Origin of the sequence: Clostridium sp. 2218st1_F5_2218SCRN_220325, from assembly GCF_039062665.1 — a bacterium.
In the GTDB taxonomy this organism is placed as follows: domain Bacteria; phylum Bacillota; class Clostridia; order Peptostreptococcales; family Peptostreptococcaceae; genus Intestinibacter.
Genome location: NZ_JBCLNH010000011.1, coordinates 1 through 16,801, shown reverse-complemented (window position 1 = coordinate 16,801; position 16,801 = coordinate 1). Strand labels below are relative to the sequence as shown.

Here is a 16,801-nt window from a genome sequence, read left to right as displayed (position 1 = left end):
TATACATAATTGCGCACAATAGAAAATAGACACATTAGCGAAATGTGTCTATAAAATGGAAAAATAATGAATAAAATTAGCGAAATTCATAGAAAATATTTGAAAAATTTTAATAGTATGATAAAATAAATAAATAATTTTAATTAAATTTATTTATCAATTTAAAAGCATAGTTATGTAGTAAATATGTGAATTGTAGCTATATTTTAATAAATTAAAAAGGTGTGTTTATATCATGAAAAACAGAAGTGTATTTAGCATAGCAGCAGAAATGCTATCTTTGATAAGTCAGCTTGGAATAATCGTATTAGTTTGTATATTTGGATGTTTCTTTGTAGGAAAATTCATAGATTCCAAACTAAATACTGAGCCAATATTTACAATTATATTTTTAGTATTGGGAGTTGCAAGTGGATTTAACTCTGTATATAGATATCTTCGCAAATACACAAAAGGGAAGTGATTAGATGGATGTCAAAGTAGCAAAAGAGGTCAAAGCTGTTACAGCTGGAGTTCCTATATTTGATGTTGTGGCTGTTATCTTATTAATGGTAATATCACAATTTAGTATTCCTATGCTTATGGGAATAATATTTGGGAGCATTATAGCTGTTTTAAACTTTAGGCTGTTAGCGCTGACATTAGAAAAAGCAGTAAATCTACCACCAGGAAAGGCACAAGCATATACTGGCGTTAGATATATGATAAGGCTTACAATAACCGCTGCGGCACTTATTGTATCTATTAAGAATCCTAATTTACATATAATAGGTACTGCAATAGGATTAATAAGTACTCAAGTTGTTATATTTATAAAAACATTTATAGTTTCAAAATTTAAGAGAAAGGAGGTATAGGTTGTGAAATACGCACAATGGATTATTACATTTTCAAATGGTTTCCGTATAAGTGAGACTGTAGTTACGAGCTGGATAATCATGGCGTTCTTAATAATAGCATCATATTTCCTAACTAGAAATTTAAAGTTAATCCCAACTAGTAAAGTACAAATTATGTTGGAATATGCAGTTGTTACGCTTAAAAATTTAGTTGAGAGCAATATGGGTAAAGATATATTTAAGAAAATGCCTAATATGTTCTACTATATAGGATCATTATTTTTATTCTTCGTATGCTCGAACTTAATTGGACTAGTTGGATTTAAATCTCCGACAACAGACGTCGACACAACACTTGGATGGGCATTACTTACTGTATTTTTAATTTATTTCGAAGGTATGAAGTCAAAGGGACTTGCATATTGGAAAGGTCTGTTAGAACCAGTTCCATTCTTATTACCTTTAAATATAGTCAGTGAGATAGCAACTCCAATATCACTTACATTCCGTCCATTCGGTAATATATTAGGTGGTACTGTAATTATGGGACTTCTTTATCAGTTATTAGCATTTATATCAACACTAATACCTGGTGTATCAATTCCATTCTTACAATTAGTAATACCAGTGCCTTTACATCTATATTTTGACTTGTTCTCAGGTTGTCTACAAGCCTTTATATTTGTAATGTTAACAATGGTATTTATTTCAAATGCAACAGAGTAGTAAGCTAAATTTAAAATTTTAAAATTTAAAACAAAAAATAAAAACAAAAAGAAAATAAAATTATATCTTTCAAGGAGGAATTTATTATGGAACAAGCATTAATGGTATTAGGATCTGCTATAGGAGCAGGAATAGCGGTTTGCTCAGGTATAGGTTCAGGTATAGGACAAGGATACGCAGCTGGGAAAGGTGCAGAAGCAGTTGGGAACCAACCAGAAGCTAAAGGAGATATAATCTCTACAATGTTACTTGGGGCTGCAGTTGCAGAATCTACAGGTATATATGGTCTAGTTATATCTATAATCCTTTTATTCGCAAATCCATGGGTATAAAAAATCAAATAAAAATATTTTCAAATTTACAATTGGGAGGTGTTTGGTCATCTCCTAAATGTAAGTTTTAGGATTTGTCAAGAGGAGGAATAGTTATGGATTTTAAACCGGTTGTAACCATATCATGGGAATTATTATTCCAGATTATAAATACAGTTATACTATTCTTAGTATTGAAAAAAGTATTATTCAAGCCAGTTCTAAACATAATTGAACAAAGAGAAAATATGATTCAAGATGATTTAGCTGCTGGAGCAAAAGCTAAGAATGAAGGTATAGCTTTAAGAAAAGAATATGAAGAAAAAGTTAGCTTAGCGAAAGAAGAAGGTAAAGAGATAATAAAACAAGCTACTGCTAGAGCTGAACAAAAATCTAACCAAATAATCGCAGATGCACAAGCTGAAGCATCTTCATTAAAATCAAAAGCAACAAAAGAAATTGCTCAAGAAAAAGAACAAGCTATTGCTGAAATCAGAAATGATATATCAGATATAGCTATACTAGCAGCATCAAAAGTATTAGAAGAAGATATAGATAAATCTAAACATGAAGATTTAATCGAAAAATTTATAAAAGAGGTAGGGGAAGCTGAATGATAGATGTAATAGCTAACAGATACGCTGAAGCTCTATTTCAAATAGGTGAAGAAGAAAATAAAACTGATAACCTATATAATGAACTAAAAGAAGTATCTTCTCTAATAACTACAAATAACGAATTAAACAATGTTATGAAGTCTCCATTAGTATCAAAAAAGGAAAAAATCCAATTAATTGATACTTTATTTGCTGGAAAAATAGACAATGATTTAAAAAACTTTTTAAAAATATTAATTGAAAAAGGTAGAATCACATCTATAAGTGCAATAGAGGCAACATATAAAGGACTGTTAAATGAAAAGAACAATATCTTAGAAGGATATGTAATCAGTGCAGTTCAAATGGATAACGAGAAAATCAAAGAGCTTGAGACAGAGCTTTCTAAAAAATATAATAAAAATGTTACTTTAGAAAATAAAGTTGATAAGAATGTATTAGGTGGAGTTTTAGTAAGACTTGGTAATACGGAAATAGACGGAACAATAAGAACTCGTTTAAATGGATTAAAAAATCAACTTTCACAAGTAATTTAGTAGGAGGGCGGTGAACCCATGAACTTAAGACCTGAAGAAATCAGTTCTATAATTAAACAACAAATAAAGAACTATGATAATAAAATAGAATTAACAGATACAGGAAGTGTCCTAAAAGTTGGGGATGGTATAGCTACAGTCTATGGATTAGAAAATGTTATGTCAAGTGAATTACTTGAGTTCCCAGGTGAAGTATTTGGGATGGCACTTAACTTAGAAGAAGATGTTGTTGGGGCCGTTTTATTCGGTGATGACAGCGGAATCAAAGAAGGAGACATAGTAAAAAGAACTGGAAGAATAGTAGAAGTTCCAGTTGGTGAAGCTATGATAGGTAGAGTTGTAAGTCCACTTGGTTTACCTATAGATGGTAAAGGACCTATAAACACTAACAAAACTAGACCAGTTGAAACTCCAGCACCTGGTATAATGGCAAGAAAATCAGTTTTTGAACCATTACAAACAGGTATAAAATCAATTGACTCAATGATACCAATCGGTAGAGGTCAAAGGGAGCTTATAATCGGAGATAGACAAACTGGTAAAACTTCTATAGCAATAGATACTATACTAAACCAAAAAGGTAAAGATGTTATATGTATATATGTTGCAATAGGACAAAAACGTTCAACAGTAGCACAATTAGTTACTAGATTAGAAAATGGTGGAGCAATGGATTACACAATAGTTGTTTCTGCAACAGCTTCAGAATCTGCACCACTTCAATACTTAGCACCATATGCAGGAGCTGCAATGGGTGAAGAATTCATGTACAATGGAAAACACGTTCTAATAATATATGATGATTTAAGTAAACAAGCAGTTGCTTACAGAGAAATGTCATTATTACTTAGAAGACCACCAGGCCGTGAAGCATACCCAGGGGATGTTTTCTATCTACATTCAAGATTATTAGAAAGAGCAGCTAAATTATCTGACGAATTAGGCGGAGGATCAATGACTGCTTTACCAATAATAGAAACTCAAGCAGGTGACGTTTCTGCATATATACCAACAAACGTTATATCAATCACTGACGGACAAATATACTTACAACCAGAATTATTCTACTCAGGTGTAAGACCAGCAGTTGACCCTGGTATATCAGTATCAAGAGTTGGTGGTAGTGCACAAATAAAATCAATGAAAAAAGTTTCAGGTACATTAAAACTTGCTTACTCTCAATACAGAGAGCTTGCATCATTCTCTCAATTCGGTTCTGACTTAGATGCTGATACTAAGAGAAGACTTGCTCAAGGTGAAAGAATCGTTGAAGTATTAAAACAAGGCGAAAATGCACCTCTTCATGTTAGTAACCAAGTTATGATAATATTTGCTGTTACAAATGGATTTGTAGATGATATCCCAGTTAGTGAATTATCTAGATTTGAATCTGAATTATTTAAATTCGTAGATGCAAATTATCCTGAATTAAGTGAAAAAATACTAGCAAATAAGGATTTCACAACTGATTTAACTGCAGCAATAAATGAATTCAAAAAGACATTTGTTGTTGAAGCTTAAGAATCCTTTTTAAAAAGGAGGTAAACTAATTGGCAGGCGCTGGAATTAAAGAGATTAAAAACCGTATAGGCAGTGTTCAAAGTACAAAACAAGTTACAAAAGCTATGGAATTAGTTTCTTCATCAAAAATGAGAAAAGCTAAGGATAGAGCTTTAGCTAGTAGACCATACTTTAATACAATGTATGAAACGGTTAAAGATATAGCTTCTAACACAAGAGGTGTTAGAGACCCATTCTTAAAACAAAGAGAAGTAAAAAATAAATGTTATATCGTAATAGCTGGAGATAGAGGTCTAGCTGGAGGATATAACTCAAATATATTCAAACTTACAACTGCTCATATGGATGGAAAACAAGAAAAAGTTATGACAGTAGGTAAGAAAGCAACGGAATTTTTCCAAAAAAGAGGCTATGATATATTAGCCGCTGAAGAAAGTGTTGAAAAATGTGATTATGATAGCACATTAGCACTTGCTAATCAAGCAATGGATTTATATAAAAAAGGTGAGATAGATGAATTATATATCTGTTATACAGAGTTTATATCACCTCTAACTCAAACTCCTAAATTAATGAAGGTTTTACCATTAGCTTTCGATAAAGAAGAAGGAAAATCAAAAGATAATTCAGGAAGTAGAGCTAGGGTTCAATATTTACCATCACCAGAAGCAGTTTTAAGCTACCTAATACCTAAATATGTATCAGGTGTAGTTTATGATGGTGTAATAGAATCTTTTGCATCAGAACAATCAGCAAGAAGAAATGCTATGAAGTCGGCTTCAGACAATGCAGATGAAATGCTTTCTACTCTAGAATTAAGTTACAATAGAGCAAGACAAAGTGCGGTTACTCAAGAAATAACAGAAATCGTAGGTGGAGTTGAAGCTCTAAAATAAGGAGGTTAGGAAATGGCCAACGTAGGTAAAATAGTATCAATCGTAGGGGTTGTACTAGATGTTAAATTTGAAAATGAACAAAGCCTACCTAACTTATTAAACGCATTAGTTATAAAGTTAGGGGATCAAGAAATAGTTGCTGAAGTTGCACAACATATCGGTGATGATACAGTTAGATGTATAGCGATGAGTGCTACTGACGGACTAGTTAGAGGTATGGAAGTTATAGATACAGGTAAACCAATAGCGGTTCCTGTTGGAAATAAAACTTTAGGAAGAATATTCAATGTTCTTGGTGAACCAGTTGATGGATTTGAAGCACCAAAAGATGCTCCAAGAGATCCAATACATAGAGCTGCACCAGAATTTAATGAAATAGCAGGTAGTGCTGAAATACTTGAAACAGGTATAAAAGTAGTTGACTTATTAGCTCCTTACTTAAAAGGTGGTAAAATCGGTCTATTCGGTGGTGCCGGAGTTGGTAAAACAGTTCTTATACAAGAGCTTATAAACAACGTAGCTAAACAACACGGTGGTATATCAGTATTCTCAGGTGTTGGAGAAAGAACAAGAGAAGGTAATGACTTATACTTCGAAATGAAAGAGTCTGGAGTTTTAAATAAAACAGCTCTAGTATTCGGACAAATGAATGAGCCACCTGGGGCAAGAATGAGAGTTGCATTAAGTGGTCTTACTATGGCTGAATACTTCAGAGATAAAGAAAACCAAGACGTGTTATTATTCATAGATAATATATTCCGTTTCACACAAGCAGGTTCAGAAGTTTCTGCACTTCTAGGACGTATGCCATCAGCAGTTGGTTACCAACCAACACTTGCTACTGAAATGGGTGCATTACAAGAAAGAATAACATCAACAAAACAAGGGTCAATCACATCAGTTCAAGCAGTATATGTACCTGCCGATGACTTAACTGACCCAGCACCAGCTACAACATTCACTCACTTAGATGCAAAAACAGTTCTTTCAAGATCTATAGCATCATTAGGTATATACCCAGCAGTTGATCCACTTGAATCAACTTCAAGAGTACTTGACCCTAATATAGTAGGTGAAGAGCATTATGCGGTTGCCAGAGGAGTACAATCTATACTTCAAAGATATAAAGAATTACAAGATATAATCGCTATACTTGGTATGGATGAACTTGGTGACGAAGATAAATTAATCGTTGCTCGTGCTAGAAAAATACAAAGATTCTTATCTCAACCATTTACAGTTGGTGAACAATTTACAGGTATACCTGGTAAATACGTTCCAGTAAAAGAAACTATAAGAGGTTTCAAAGAAATATTAGAAGGTAAACATGATGATTTACCAGAGTCTGCTTTCTTATTCGTAGGAAGTATAGATGAAGCAGTTGAGAAAGGAAAGGAGAATTAGTCTATGGCAAACCAATTTGCATTAGAAATAGTAACTCCTGAAAATATCTTTTACAACGATCAAGTTGAAATGGTAATAATGAGAACTACAAAAGGCGATAGAGCTATTTTAAAAGACCATATACCATTTGTAGCAGGATTAGTTGAAGGACAATTAAGAATAAAAAAAGATGGTAAATTTAAAGAAGGAAGAATTTCTGGAGGATTTATCACTGTTACTAAAGAAAAAACTACTATATTAACTGAATCAGCATCATGGGATAATGGAGCTGCAAAAGAAACTATATAGTAAAATATAAATAAAAGAGGAGTTATCTAGAATAGTTTAATACTAAAAAGATAACTCCTTTTTATTTACTTGCTTACTGATTTATCAGCTGATAATTCACATGAATCCTCTATTTCACAGTATGAATCTTTTGATTGATAATTAGATAATTTTATATATTTATATGATTCTGCAAATATTGCGCCTCCAATGATACAAATTGCACCTATTATTTGTATAAATGATAATCTCTCACTCAATAATAGTGCTGAAAATAATAATGCAGATAGTGGTTCTAAATAACCACAAATAGCAACACTTCCAGCAGAAAGTTCTTTTATAGCTGAGAAATATAGACAACATCCAATGCCTGTATTTACAATTCCTAAAAATAAAACAGGGAATATATTTTGCATAAGATTTGGAATATAAGGTCCTTGTTTTATTGTTAAGTATATACCAACTGTAATTAAACATGAGATAAGTTGTATTAAAGTATATTCAATTCCAGATACAACTTTAACTTGTTTTGCAAATATAATTAATATACTATAAGTTAATGCTGCAAATATACCACAGACTAATCCAAATGACAGACCCGCATTTGAGCATTGGTTACCATTTGTAAGGATCATTCCTATAAAAATAACTACAGAACCTAATATCTTATAAATATTTAAACTCTCTTTAAAAACAAAAGGTGACAATAATATTATAATTATCGGACCACAATAATAAATTAAAGTCGCTAAGCTAACACCAATTTCTGCATATGCTTGGTATAAAAATATCCAAGAGACTCCAGTTGTTACTCCTAGAGCTACTAAATATAAAAAATCCTTTTTATTTTCTAATACTTCTAATTTATGTTTAGATAACAGGAATACACATAAAAGAAATATACTAGCGATTAGCGTTCTTAAAAATACTATTTCATAGCCATTTAAATGAATATAGCTTGCAACAATTCCATTTGAACCAAAAATAAATAATGCTGATATATATTTTAGATATGATTTTTTCATTTTTAGTTATACACTTATCATTAAAGTGTATAAGAATTCACCGCTTTTTTTATTTAATTGTAGATATTATAAATTTAAAAAGGTTGCGCAACCAATTAGTTTGTTTTCGTTGAAAACTCTTTAATTATAGTATATCATTGGTTTATAAATTACAAAAACGAATATTTATCATGTTAAACATTACAAAAACAGATTTAAAAGGTGGGAAATATGTATGGATACGAATATACAAAAATATATGGCTTTTGTTAAAACTATTGAATATGGAAGTTTTACAAAAGCAGCAGAAATACTTAATTATTCACAATCTGGAATAAGTAGAATGATTAGTGATTTAGAAAAAGAATGGAATATATCACTTCTTGAACGCAGCAAATCAGGTGTTGAATTAACATCAGAAGGATTAACTTTTAAAAGGTAGAGTAGACTTTGGATTTTTAAGATTGCCTACAAAATCAAGGTTAGAAACAATATTTTTAATGGAAGATGAGCTAATGGTTGTTTTACCAGAAAATCATAAATTAGCTGATAAAGAATATTTTCCAATAAAAGAATTATTAAATTATCCGTTTATGCTATTAGAAAAGGGAGTAAAAATGGAAATTACGGAGATATTTGAAAAGTATAATATTACACCGGATATACATTTTACTACATTAGATGATTATGTGATAATGTCTATGGTTGAAAATGGTTTGGGAATAAGTATATTACCAAGACTAATTTTGCAACGAAATCCATATAAAATTACAGCAAAAGGATTAGAAGTAGCTACTTATAGAAATATAGGGCTGGCATATAGAAATAAAAAAAGTTTGTCATTAGCTGTTAAAAAATTTTTGGAGTATATAGAATAATTTGTATTAAAAAATATATATAAGAACATACTTATTTTAAGGAGAATAAATATGAATATATTTGGAATAGGGATAGATATTATAGAAATAGATAGAATAGAAAATGCTATTAAAAAAAATCCTAGGTTTTTAGAGAGAAATTTTACAGAAAAAGAAGTTTTATATTTTAAAGAAAATAATTTTAAATTTGAAAGTATTGCCGGTAATTTTGCATCAAAAGAAGCAATAAGTAAAGCTATCGGAACAGGAATCAGGGGATTTAAGCTAAAAGATATAGAAATTTTAAGAGATGAATTAGGAAAACCAATTGTTAATACTTATAATAATTTAAGTGAAATTTGCATAAAATATAACATTAAAGAAATAAAAGTAAGTATATCCCATAGTAAAAATTATGCTGTAGCAAATTCACTAATAATAAGTGGAAATTAACAGAATGTCCTAATAATATTAATAATTAACTTCCTCCATGAATATTAATATAAAAGGGGAGGGAGTTAACTATATGAAAAAACGAAAAACGATAGTATTAATTTTTCTATTAGTATTTACAGTAATAAACTTAGTAGGATGTAAAAACTTAAGCAAACAAACAAAAGAAGATATATATGAAGATTTCCAAAAGAAAATAACAAAGATGACGTCGTATACATGCAAAGCAGAAATAACAATAATAAATAATAAAAGTGAAAGTAAATACATAATGAATCATACCTATAAAAAGCCGTCATACTATAAACTAGAAATAATTGAACCAAAGAACTTAAATGGTAAAACTACAGAGTACTATAAAGATAAAATAATTATAAAAAATAAACAGTTAGATGATGTAATAGAACTTCCAAACGTAGGAGATAATAAACTATATTTATTTATAGGTGACTTTGTGCAAGATTTTTTACAAGAGGATTCTATAAATATGAGTGTTTCAGAAAAACAGTTAATTTTAGAAAGAGATTTATCACATGAAAATTCTTGTCTAAGCAAGCAAATATTGTATATAGATAAAAAGACTAAAAATCCTGTAAAAATGGAAATACTAAATAGTGAAGGTGAAAAAAAGTTTATTGTAAATTATACCGATTTTCAACCAAAGAATTAATAACCTCTAAATTGAGTCTAGATAACAAGGTCTCTATAATTTTATAAGAATCTCATTAATATAATTAAGCTAATAATCTAATTTAAAGGATTATAATACTTAAATTGCAAAGTGTTTAAAAATCTATATTATAAATATTTAAATTGAAGATTTTTTATAGCATATAAAAATTATATTCATTTATATACTTCATATAAATATAATTTCATTAAATATGCCTTAAAAAATATACATCTTTAAAAGGTTTTATAATAAAGGTTTCTTTATAACTTTAAGGAGTAACATTAAAAATAAAAAAATGAATAGAATACTATTAGCTAGATCGGATATAGACGTATATTGGATGGTAAGAAATGCAATTTTACATTCGTGTATCTATTTGGTAAAATTAGAATAGATAGTATTCCTAGGAGGCGGTTTTGTGAACAATAAAAATAAAGAAAAAATTGTATTTACTTTGCCAGAGGGAATTTTATCAGAGGTAGATAAAATTATTCAAATGGAAAATAGTAATAGAGAAGATTTTGCAAAGGCTGCATTTCAATTTTATATAACCCAAAAGAAGAAATTAAACTTAAAAGAAACTATGATAAAAGGTTATAAAGAAATGGGAAGGATTAATCTTTCATTAGCTGAATTAGGAATGACAGATGAGATTTCTTTAGAAAATGACTCTAAAGGAGATATAGCAAAAGTTGAGTAATCTCAACTCTGAGATAAGACGAGGAGATCTATATTATGCAGATTTAAGTCCTGTTGTCGGTTCTGAACAAGGAGGTGTGAGGCCTGTTTTAATAATTCAAAACAATATCGGAAATAAATACAGTCCTACAGTTATTGTAGCGGCGATAACATCACAAATTAATAAAGCTAAGTTGCCTACACATATCGAGATAAGTGCCAATGAATATGGACTAAATAAAGATTCTGTTATTCTCTTAGAACAAATTAGAACTATAGATAAGAAGAGGCTGAGAGAAAAAATAGGTTGTCTAGATAAAAACATGATGTTAAAAATAGATAATAGCCTTCAAATAAGTTTAGGTTTGTTTAATATGTAAAAGACTATTGAAATTAGAAAATCAATAGTCTTTTTTAATTTCCAACTTATTAACTAAAGCAACGGAATCTTTGATTCGTTGGAGCCATGAGCGAAGCGAATTTTTTAATATATAAAAATATAAAGATTAAAAAATAATTTTAATAATGATATAATAAGTAAGAATGAGTATTATAATAGTACTATATAGTGATATCAGTTTAAAATTAGGAGGTAAATCACATGAGAGACCATAAGGGATTAAATGAGATTGCGAGTATCATAAGAAAAGAAATCGTTACTATGATACATGGAGCAAAATCTGGACATCCAGGAGGATCTTTATCAGCTGTTGAAATTTTGACGGCATTATATTTTGATGAAATGAATATAGATCCAACAAATCCTAAAATGGAAGATAGAGATAGATTTATTTTGTCTAAAGGACATGCTGCACCTGTGTTATATGCTACTTTGGCGGAAAGAGGATTTTTTGATAAAAATGAATTATTGAGCTTTAGAAAATTTGGGGCAATGTTACAGGGACATCCTGATATGAATAAGGTGCCAGGAGTTGAGATGTCTACAGGTTCTTTAGGTCAGGGATTTTCAGTAGCTTGTGGTATGGCAATGGGGTCAAAACTAGATAATGCGCCATGGAATGTATATGCACTATTAGGAGATGGTGAAATACAAGAAGGTATAGTGTGGGAAGCTGCTATGAGTGCATCACATTATAAACTAGACAACCTAATTGTATTTTTAGACCATAATGGACTTCAAATAGACGGCAACATAGAAGATGTTATGAATGTAAATCCAATAGAAGGTAAATTTAAATCATTTGGATGGAATGTAATAACAATAGATGGACATGATTATGACCAAATATTTGCTGCTTTAGATATTGCAAAAGATACAGTAGGTAAACCAACTATGATAATTGCAAAAACAGTAAAAGGAAAGGGTGTTTCTTTTATGGAGAATCAAGCTAGTTGGCATGGGAATGCGCCAAGTCATTCAGAATTAAAACAAGCTTTATTGGATTTAGGAGGTGTTTGCCGTGAATAATATTGCAACAAGAGAGGCTTATGGACAGGTTTTAGTGGAATTAGGCGATTTAAGAGATGATATAGTAGTTTTAGATGCAGATTTATCTAAATCGACAAAAACGTGTGAATTTGCTAAAAAGTTTCCAAAGAGATTTTTTAATATGGGTATAGCCGAACAAAATTTAATAGGGGCTGCTTGTGGTTTATCTACAACTGGAAAAATACCTTTTGTAAGTACTTTTGCTGTATTTGCAACAGGGAGAGCTTTTGAAATAATAAGAAACTCGGTTTGCTATCCTAATTTAAATGTAAAGATATGTGCTACACATGCAGGGATAACTGTTGGTGAAGATGGAGCATCACACCAAAGTATAGAAGATATTTCGATAATGAGATCAATACCTAATATGACTGTTTTAGTTCCAGCAGATGGTGTTGAAGCTAGAAAGATGATTTTCGAAATATCAAATTATACTGGACCTGTATATGTAAGATTAGGTAGAAGTTCAGTTCCAACAATATTTAATAATGATTATGACTTTAAAATAGGAAAAGGTGTAATACTAAAAGATGGTACGGATGCAACAATAATAGCTTGTGGAATAATGGTAAATGAAGCTATTAAAGCAAGCGAACAATTAGAAGAAGAAGGTATAGAGGTTAGGGTAATTAATATGCCTACAATAAAACCGATTGATAGAGAATTAATAATTGATTCTGCGAAAAAGACAGGTGCAATTATCACTGCTGAAGAACATAGTACAATAGGTGGACTAGGTAGTGCAGTAAGTGAGGTAGTAACGGAAGAATATCCTGTTATAGTAAAGAAAATAGGCGTTACTGATGTTTTTGGACAATCTGGAACACCATCAGAATTAATATCAGCATATGGATTAACATCTGATAATATTATTAAAAAAGTAAAAGAAGCTATAGAATATAAATCATAGTTTTGAATATAAATATAAACTGATTATGCAAGATACATTAAAAGTCTTGAATTAATCAGTTTTTTTAATTTGAAAATTTTAGAATAGGAAAAATATAAGCCTCATATATTTTAAATATATGGGGGTGATATAATTGGATGTTAAATTCAATATGAAGGGTATGGTCTATGGCATTTGTTTAATTATATTTATATTGGCAGGATTTATAATACTTCCAAAAATGTTTGGTGAGGATATAAAAGCTGTAGACTATGTTATAGTTCAAAGAGATTCCATTCCAGATAAAATACTGGATATGATGGATGATTACATAGACCAAGAAAGAGCACTAGCTACCATAATCGATGGCAAAGTATATGTTATAGTAACTAGGGGTCAAAATGAAGAGTATGGTATAGATGTTGAAAAAATAAATCTTCAAGATAAAGATGGAAAACAGGTTATGATAGTTGAAGCTGTATATAAAGAAAAAGAGGATGCATATCCTTTTGTTGTTTTAGAGACAAACATGGAATCATTACCTGATAAGATTGAGTTAAATCAGAAATTCCAAGGACAAAATAATAGCAAATAATATACTTAAAATATAAAGCACATGAGTATAATGCCCATGTGCTTTTTATATATCAATATTTATATAAATTTAAAAATAAATGATTACTTATTTGGAGTTAATATTCTACTTTCTGTTACTATGTAGTCGAGTTGAGCATCATGAGGTTCTTTTGGTACCTCTGGGAAAATCTGAAGTTCAAAAGCAATACCTATAGTGACTGCATCATCTCTCAATCTTTCAATAAATCTATCATAATACCCACCTCCATAGCCAAGTCTATAACAATCTTCGCTATAAGCAACTGCAGGCACAATAACTAAGTCTAAATCTTTAACATCTAATGTTGGAGCATCAGGTTTTGGCTCTCTAATATTATAAGCTCCAACCTTGATTCCATTTTCTAAATCTGTAATTTGTGCAGGAATTAATACTCTATCTTTTACAATAGTTATAGGAGATGTTACAGTTTTTCTAAGAGAGATAAGCTTGTTAATTAGATGATCAGTTTGAACCTCATTATTAAAGTCTAAATAGAGCATTATATTTTGAGCGTTTTTTATACAATCCATTTGAAGTAATTTTTTTGTTATTATGTCTGAATTTTTTTCAATAAAGTCTTTGTCTTTAGCTTGTCTTGCTGCGATTACTTTTTTTCTAAATTCTTTTTTCATAAAATCTACCCCTTTGTATATATATGGTATAATATTGAAGATATAATTAATATCCTTTACTATAAATTCTAGTATAGTTGATTGCTTTAAATCAACAAATTTGGCAAATAGTAATAAAAAGGATAGATTATCATATAATAGTAATAGTTTATTTAAAAGGAGATGTAGGAAATATGTCAAAGAAGAAGCTCATTATAGGGTCTGTAAGCTTAGTTGTAGCAACTGTAATATGTACGATTTTAGTCCAAGTTTTCTTATTTAAAGGGGTATTTATGTCTAGAAGTTTATACGAAAAATATAAAAAATATGATAAGTTGATAGCTTTAGAAAATATTGTTGAAGAAGATTACTATCAAGATGTAGATGAAGATAAATTAATACTTGGTGCAGAAAAGGGGTTAGTACAATCTTTAGAAGACCCTTATTCTGAATATTATACAAAAGAAGAATTTAATTTATTAAAAGAACAAACTCAAGGCTCTTTTGTAGGTATAGGAATTTATATGAGTGGCAATGATAATGATAACATTGTTGTTCAATCAGTAATAAAAAACTATCCTGCGGAAAAAAGCGGACTTAAAGCAGGAGATATTATCTTAAAAGTAGATGGAGATAAAGTAAAATACTCAGAATCTACATTAGCAGCGAGTAAAATAAAAGGCAAAGCTGGAACTTCAGTTGTATTAACTATAAAAAGAGACAATAAACAATTTGATGTAACAGTTAAAAGAGAAGAAATAATCGTCGATAGCGTACATAGTGAAGTAAAAGACGACAATATTGGATACATACAAATAACATCATTTGATAAAAATACATATAAAGAATTTAAAGAAGCTGTAACTTCTTTACAAAAGAAAAATATAAAATCATTAATTATAGACCTTAGGGATAATCCAGGTGGATTATTAGATATATGTGTAGATATAGCTGATTATCTATTAGGAGAAGGAACAATAGTATATACAAAAGATAATAAGGGAGAAACTCAATACTATAAATCTGATAAAAATAAAGTTGATTTACCTATAGTTGTCTTAATAAATGAAAATAGTGCATCAGCATCAGAAATATTAACTGCAGCAATTGTTGATAATAAAGCAGGTATAGCAGTTGGTACAACAAGCTATGGTAAAGGTCTTGTTCAAAGCGTTAAAGAATTTAACGATGGAACAGGATATAAATTAACAACAGCACAATACTATACTCCAAATGGAGATTATATAAACAAACAAGGAATTAAGCCTAACATAGTAGAAAAGGATAAAGAGAAACAATTAGACAGAGCAATTGAATATATAAAAACTAATAAATAAATTTATTACATTTCTATCTAGCTTTTAAATTTATATTTTAAGTACAATATAAGTTAAGAATATATTAAAAAATTGATATTTTATACTATTTTTTTGTATTTTTCGATTTATGACACCATATCTCTGAAAAATATATCCTTTTTTAGATAAAATATTGGAAATTTGTTTTTAAAAATAAAGGAGATTATAATCTAGTATAGAATATCTATAAATAAGTTAATAATTTGTATTAGGAAGTGAAATTTATGAAAGAAACTAAGAAAAAAGTTGTTAACATCCAGGAATATAAAGAAAAAAGAAAACAAACAGAAATAGATCGAAATGAACTAATAGCTCTTATTAAACAGATAGCAACATTAAAATAGGAAATTTAGCGCTTTTATTAAAATTTAAAAAATAAAAAACTATACATATTTTTTTAAAAATATGTATAGTTTTTTTATGCAAAGATTTATTATCCTCTAAGAGAATTTAAAGAATCTAGATAATCTTTAAATTGTGTGAATTGGTCTTCATCTTCAAATTGGATTTCTTTAGAATCTTCGCTTTCAAAATTTTTTAAGTAAACAGCAGGATTACTTTGGTTATTGTCATAGTAGATACATCTATATCCGTCTTCATATAAGTTTTTAACACTTTCAAAATCATACATAAAAAATCACCTTTCCTTATCTTAAGGTTATTTTTATTATATGGTTTTTTATAAAAGAATATGTATTGATGATAAGTTGGAAATTATGTATTATCAATAGACTAGATAATACATAATTTCATTAGAATTAAAAAAAATGAAAAAAATATCAAAAAAAGTGTTGACGTATATATTTTATGGTGGTATAGTATTACTTGTCCTTGAGAGAGGGCAAGAACTTAGAAAGCGAGTAAGTCTGAAAGAGCGACGAAAGCTAAAAAAGTTTTTAAAAAAAGAGTTGACAAACAAAACTAAGTTTGTTAAACTAAAGAAGTTGAAACGAGCGAAATGAAATAAGTTGAGCGAGTTAAGTAAATGAACTTTGAAAATTAAACAGTAGGTTAATTAATAAACTTTAATTCACACGAATTAAAACCAACAACAAACCAAGCCAGATATTTCAGATAATGATTAGTCTGAGCAGG

At 29.5% G+C, this 16,801-nt stretch carries 21 protein-coding genes and 1 pseudogene; 19 read left to right on the top strand and 3 right to left on the bottom strand.

What is annotated here, in order from left to right; translation table 11 throughout:
* The first annotated feature begins 235 nt into the window (after positions 1 to 235).
* The 10 genes from ABCM86_RS07975 (at position 236) to ABCM86_RS07930 (ending at position 7,138) form a co-directional block, all read left to right on the top strand.
* The gene (locus ABCM86_RS07975) at positions 236 to 463 is read left to right on the top strand and encodes an AtpZ/AtpI family protein (protein ID WP_195931156.1); all 228 of its coding nucleotides are present in this window, start codon (positions 236 to 238) and stop codon (positions 461 to 463) included.
* A gap of 4 nt (positions 464 to 467) precedes the next feature.
* On the top strand, positions 468 to 857 hold the full coding sequence (locus ABCM86_RS07970; RefSeq protein ID WP_195931155.1) for an ATP synthase subunit I: 390 nt from the start codon (positions 468 to 470) through the stop codon (positions 855 to 857).
* 3 nt (positions 858 to 860) lie between these two features.
* A complete protein-coding gene (gene atpB / locus ABCM86_RS07965; protein WP_195931154.1) occupies positions 861 to 1,565 on the top strand; it encodes a F0F1 ATP synthase subunit A in 705 nt (234 codons plus the stop codon).
* Between the two features lie 86 nt (positions 1,566 to 1,651).
* A complete protein-coding gene (gene atpE / locus ABCM86_RS07960) occupies positions 1,652 to 1,897 on the top strand; it encodes an ATP synthase F0 subunit C (RefSeq protein WP_007287638.1) in 246 nt (81 codons plus the stop codon).
* 95 nt (positions 1,898 to 1,992) lie between these two features.
* Positions 1,993 to 2,493 carry a F0F1 ATP synthase subunit B gene (gene atpF, locus ABCM86_RS07955; RefSeq protein ID WP_195931153.1) on the top strand — a complete coding sequence of 167 codons (501 nt, stop codon included), beginning with the start codon at positions 1,993 to 1,995 and terminating at the stop codon, positions 2,491 to 2,493.
* On the top strand, positions 2,490 to 3,029 hold the full coding sequence (locus ABCM86_RS07950; protein ID WP_195931152.1) for a F0F1 ATP synthase subunit delta: 540 nt from the start codon (positions 2,490 to 2,492) through the stop codon (positions 3,027 to 3,029). The genes atpF and ABCM86_RS07950 overlap by 4 nt, the downstream gene beginning before the upstream one ends.
* Before the next feature lie 18 nt (positions 3,030 to 3,047).
* Entirely contained in the window at positions 3,048 to 4,550 is a 1,503-nt protein-coding gene (gene atpA / locus ABCM86_RS07945; protein ID WP_195931151.1) for a F0F1 ATP synthase subunit alpha, read from the top strand.
* Between the two features lie 29 nt (positions 4,551 to 4,579).
* Complete coding sequence (gene atpG, locus ABCM86_RS07940; protein ID WP_195931150.1) at positions 4,580 to 5,446, top strand: ATP synthase F1 subunit gamma; 867 nt, start codon at positions 4,580 to 4,582, stop codon at positions 5,444 to 5,446.
* 12 nt (positions 5,447 to 5,458) lie between these two features.
* Entirely contained in the window at positions 5,459 to 6,850 is a 1,392-nt protein-coding gene (atpD, locus tag ABCM86_RS07935; RefSeq protein ID WP_195931149.1) for a F0F1 ATP synthase subunit beta, read from the top strand.
* Positions 6,851 to 6,853: 3 nt separating this feature from the next.
* A complete protein-coding gene (locus ABCM86_RS07930; protein ID WP_195931148.1) occupies positions 6,854 to 7,138 on the top strand; it encodes a hypothetical protein in 285 nt (94 codons plus the stop codon).
* Positions 7,139 to 7,203: 65 nt separating this feature from the next.
* On the opposite strand, the gene ABCM86_RS07925 is transcribed toward ABCM86_RS07930, so the two are convergent.
* Positions 7,204 to 8,142 carry a DMT family transporter gene (locus ABCM86_RS07925; RefSeq protein WP_343003805.1) on the bottom strand — a complete coding sequence of 313 codons (939 nt, stop codon included), beginning with the start codon at positions 8,140 to 8,142 and terminating at the stop codon, positions 7,204 to 7,206.
* 214 nt (positions 8,143 to 8,356) lie between these two features.
* Here ABCM86_RS07925 and ABCM86_RS07920 point away from each other — a divergent pair.
* From ABCM86_RS07920 to ABCM86_RS07885, 8 genes and pseudogenes are all read left to right on the top strand, one after another.
* Positions 8,357 to 8,999: pseudogene (locus ABCM86_RS07920) on the top strand (LysR family transcriptional regulator).
* A gap of 51 nt (positions 9,000 to 9,050) precedes the next feature.
* Positions 9,051 to 9,431, top strand: coding sequence for a holo-ACP synthase (gene acpS, locus ABCM86_RS07915; RefSeq protein WP_295574779.1), 381 nt, complete (start codon positions 9,051 to 9,053; stop codon positions 9,429 to 9,431).
* Positions 9,432 to 9,504: 73 nt separating this feature from the next.
* Entirely contained in the window at positions 9,505 to 10,101 is a 597-nt protein-coding gene (gerS, locus tag ABCM86_RS07910; protein ID WP_195931479.1) for a germination lipoprotein GerS, read from the top strand.
* A 421-nt stretch (positions 10,102 to 10,522) separates the two neighbouring features.
* Positions 10,523 to 10,804, top strand: a complete 282-nt coding sequence (locus ABCM86_RS07905; protein ID WP_195931478.1) for an antitoxin — start codon at positions 10,523 to 10,525, stop codon at positions 10,802 to 10,804.
* Positions 10,797 to 11,162: a type II toxin-antitoxin system PemK/MazF family toxin gene (locus ABCM86_RS07900; protein ID WP_195931477.1), complete on the top strand. Its 366-nt coding sequence runs from the start codon at positions 10,797 to 10,799 to the stop codon at positions 11,160 to 11,162. Before ABCM86_RS07905 ends, ABCM86_RS07900 begins: the two co-directional genes overlap by 8 nt.
* Before the next feature lie 221 nt (positions 11,163 to 11,383).
* Entirely contained in the window at positions 11,384 to 12,211 is an 828-nt protein-coding gene (locus tag ABCM86_RS07895; RefSeq protein WP_195931476.1) for a transketolase, read from the top strand.
* Entirely contained in the window at positions 12,204 to 13,142 is a 939-nt protein-coding gene (locus ABCM86_RS07890) for a transketolase family protein (RefSeq protein WP_295734978.1), read from the top strand. The genes ABCM86_RS07895 and ABCM86_RS07890 overlap by 8 nt, the downstream gene beginning before the upstream one ends.
* A 133-nt stretch (positions 13,143 to 13,275) precedes the next feature.
* A complete protein-coding gene (locus ABCM86_RS07885; RefSeq protein WP_243269618.1) occupies positions 13,276 to 13,716 on the top strand; it encodes a hypothetical protein in 441 nt (146 codons plus the stop codon).
* A gap of 83 nt (positions 13,717 to 13,799) precedes the next feature.
* Here the strand turns inward: ABCM86_RS07885 and ABCM86_RS07880 are convergent, their stop codons facing one another.
* The gene (locus ABCM86_RS07880) at positions 13,800 to 14,369 is read right to left on the bottom strand and encodes a 5-formyltetrahydrofolate cyclo-ligase (RefSeq protein WP_343003802.1); all 570 of its coding nucleotides are present in this window, start codon (positions 14,367 to 14,369) and stop codon (positions 13,800 to 13,802) included.
* 173 nt (positions 14,370 to 14,542) lie between these two features.
* Between ABCM86_RS07880 and ABCM86_RS07875 the strand changes: the two genes are divergently transcribed.
* Positions 14,543 to 15,685 (top strand): S41 family peptidase, encoded by a 1,143-nt coding sequence (locus tag ABCM86_RS07875; protein ID WP_343003801.1) that lies wholly within the window; start codon positions 14,543 to 14,545, stop codon positions 15,683 to 15,685.
* Between the two features lie 454 nt (positions 15,686 to 16,139).
* Here ABCM86_RS07875 and ABCM86_RS07870 read toward each other — a convergent pair whose 3' ends face one another.
* Complete coding sequence (locus ABCM86_RS07870; protein ID WP_195931472.1) at positions 16,140 to 16,337, bottom strand: hypothetical protein; 198 nt, start codon at positions 16,335 to 16,337, stop codon at positions 16,140 to 16,142.
* Between the last annotated feature and the right edge of the window lie 464 nt (positions 16,338 to 16,801).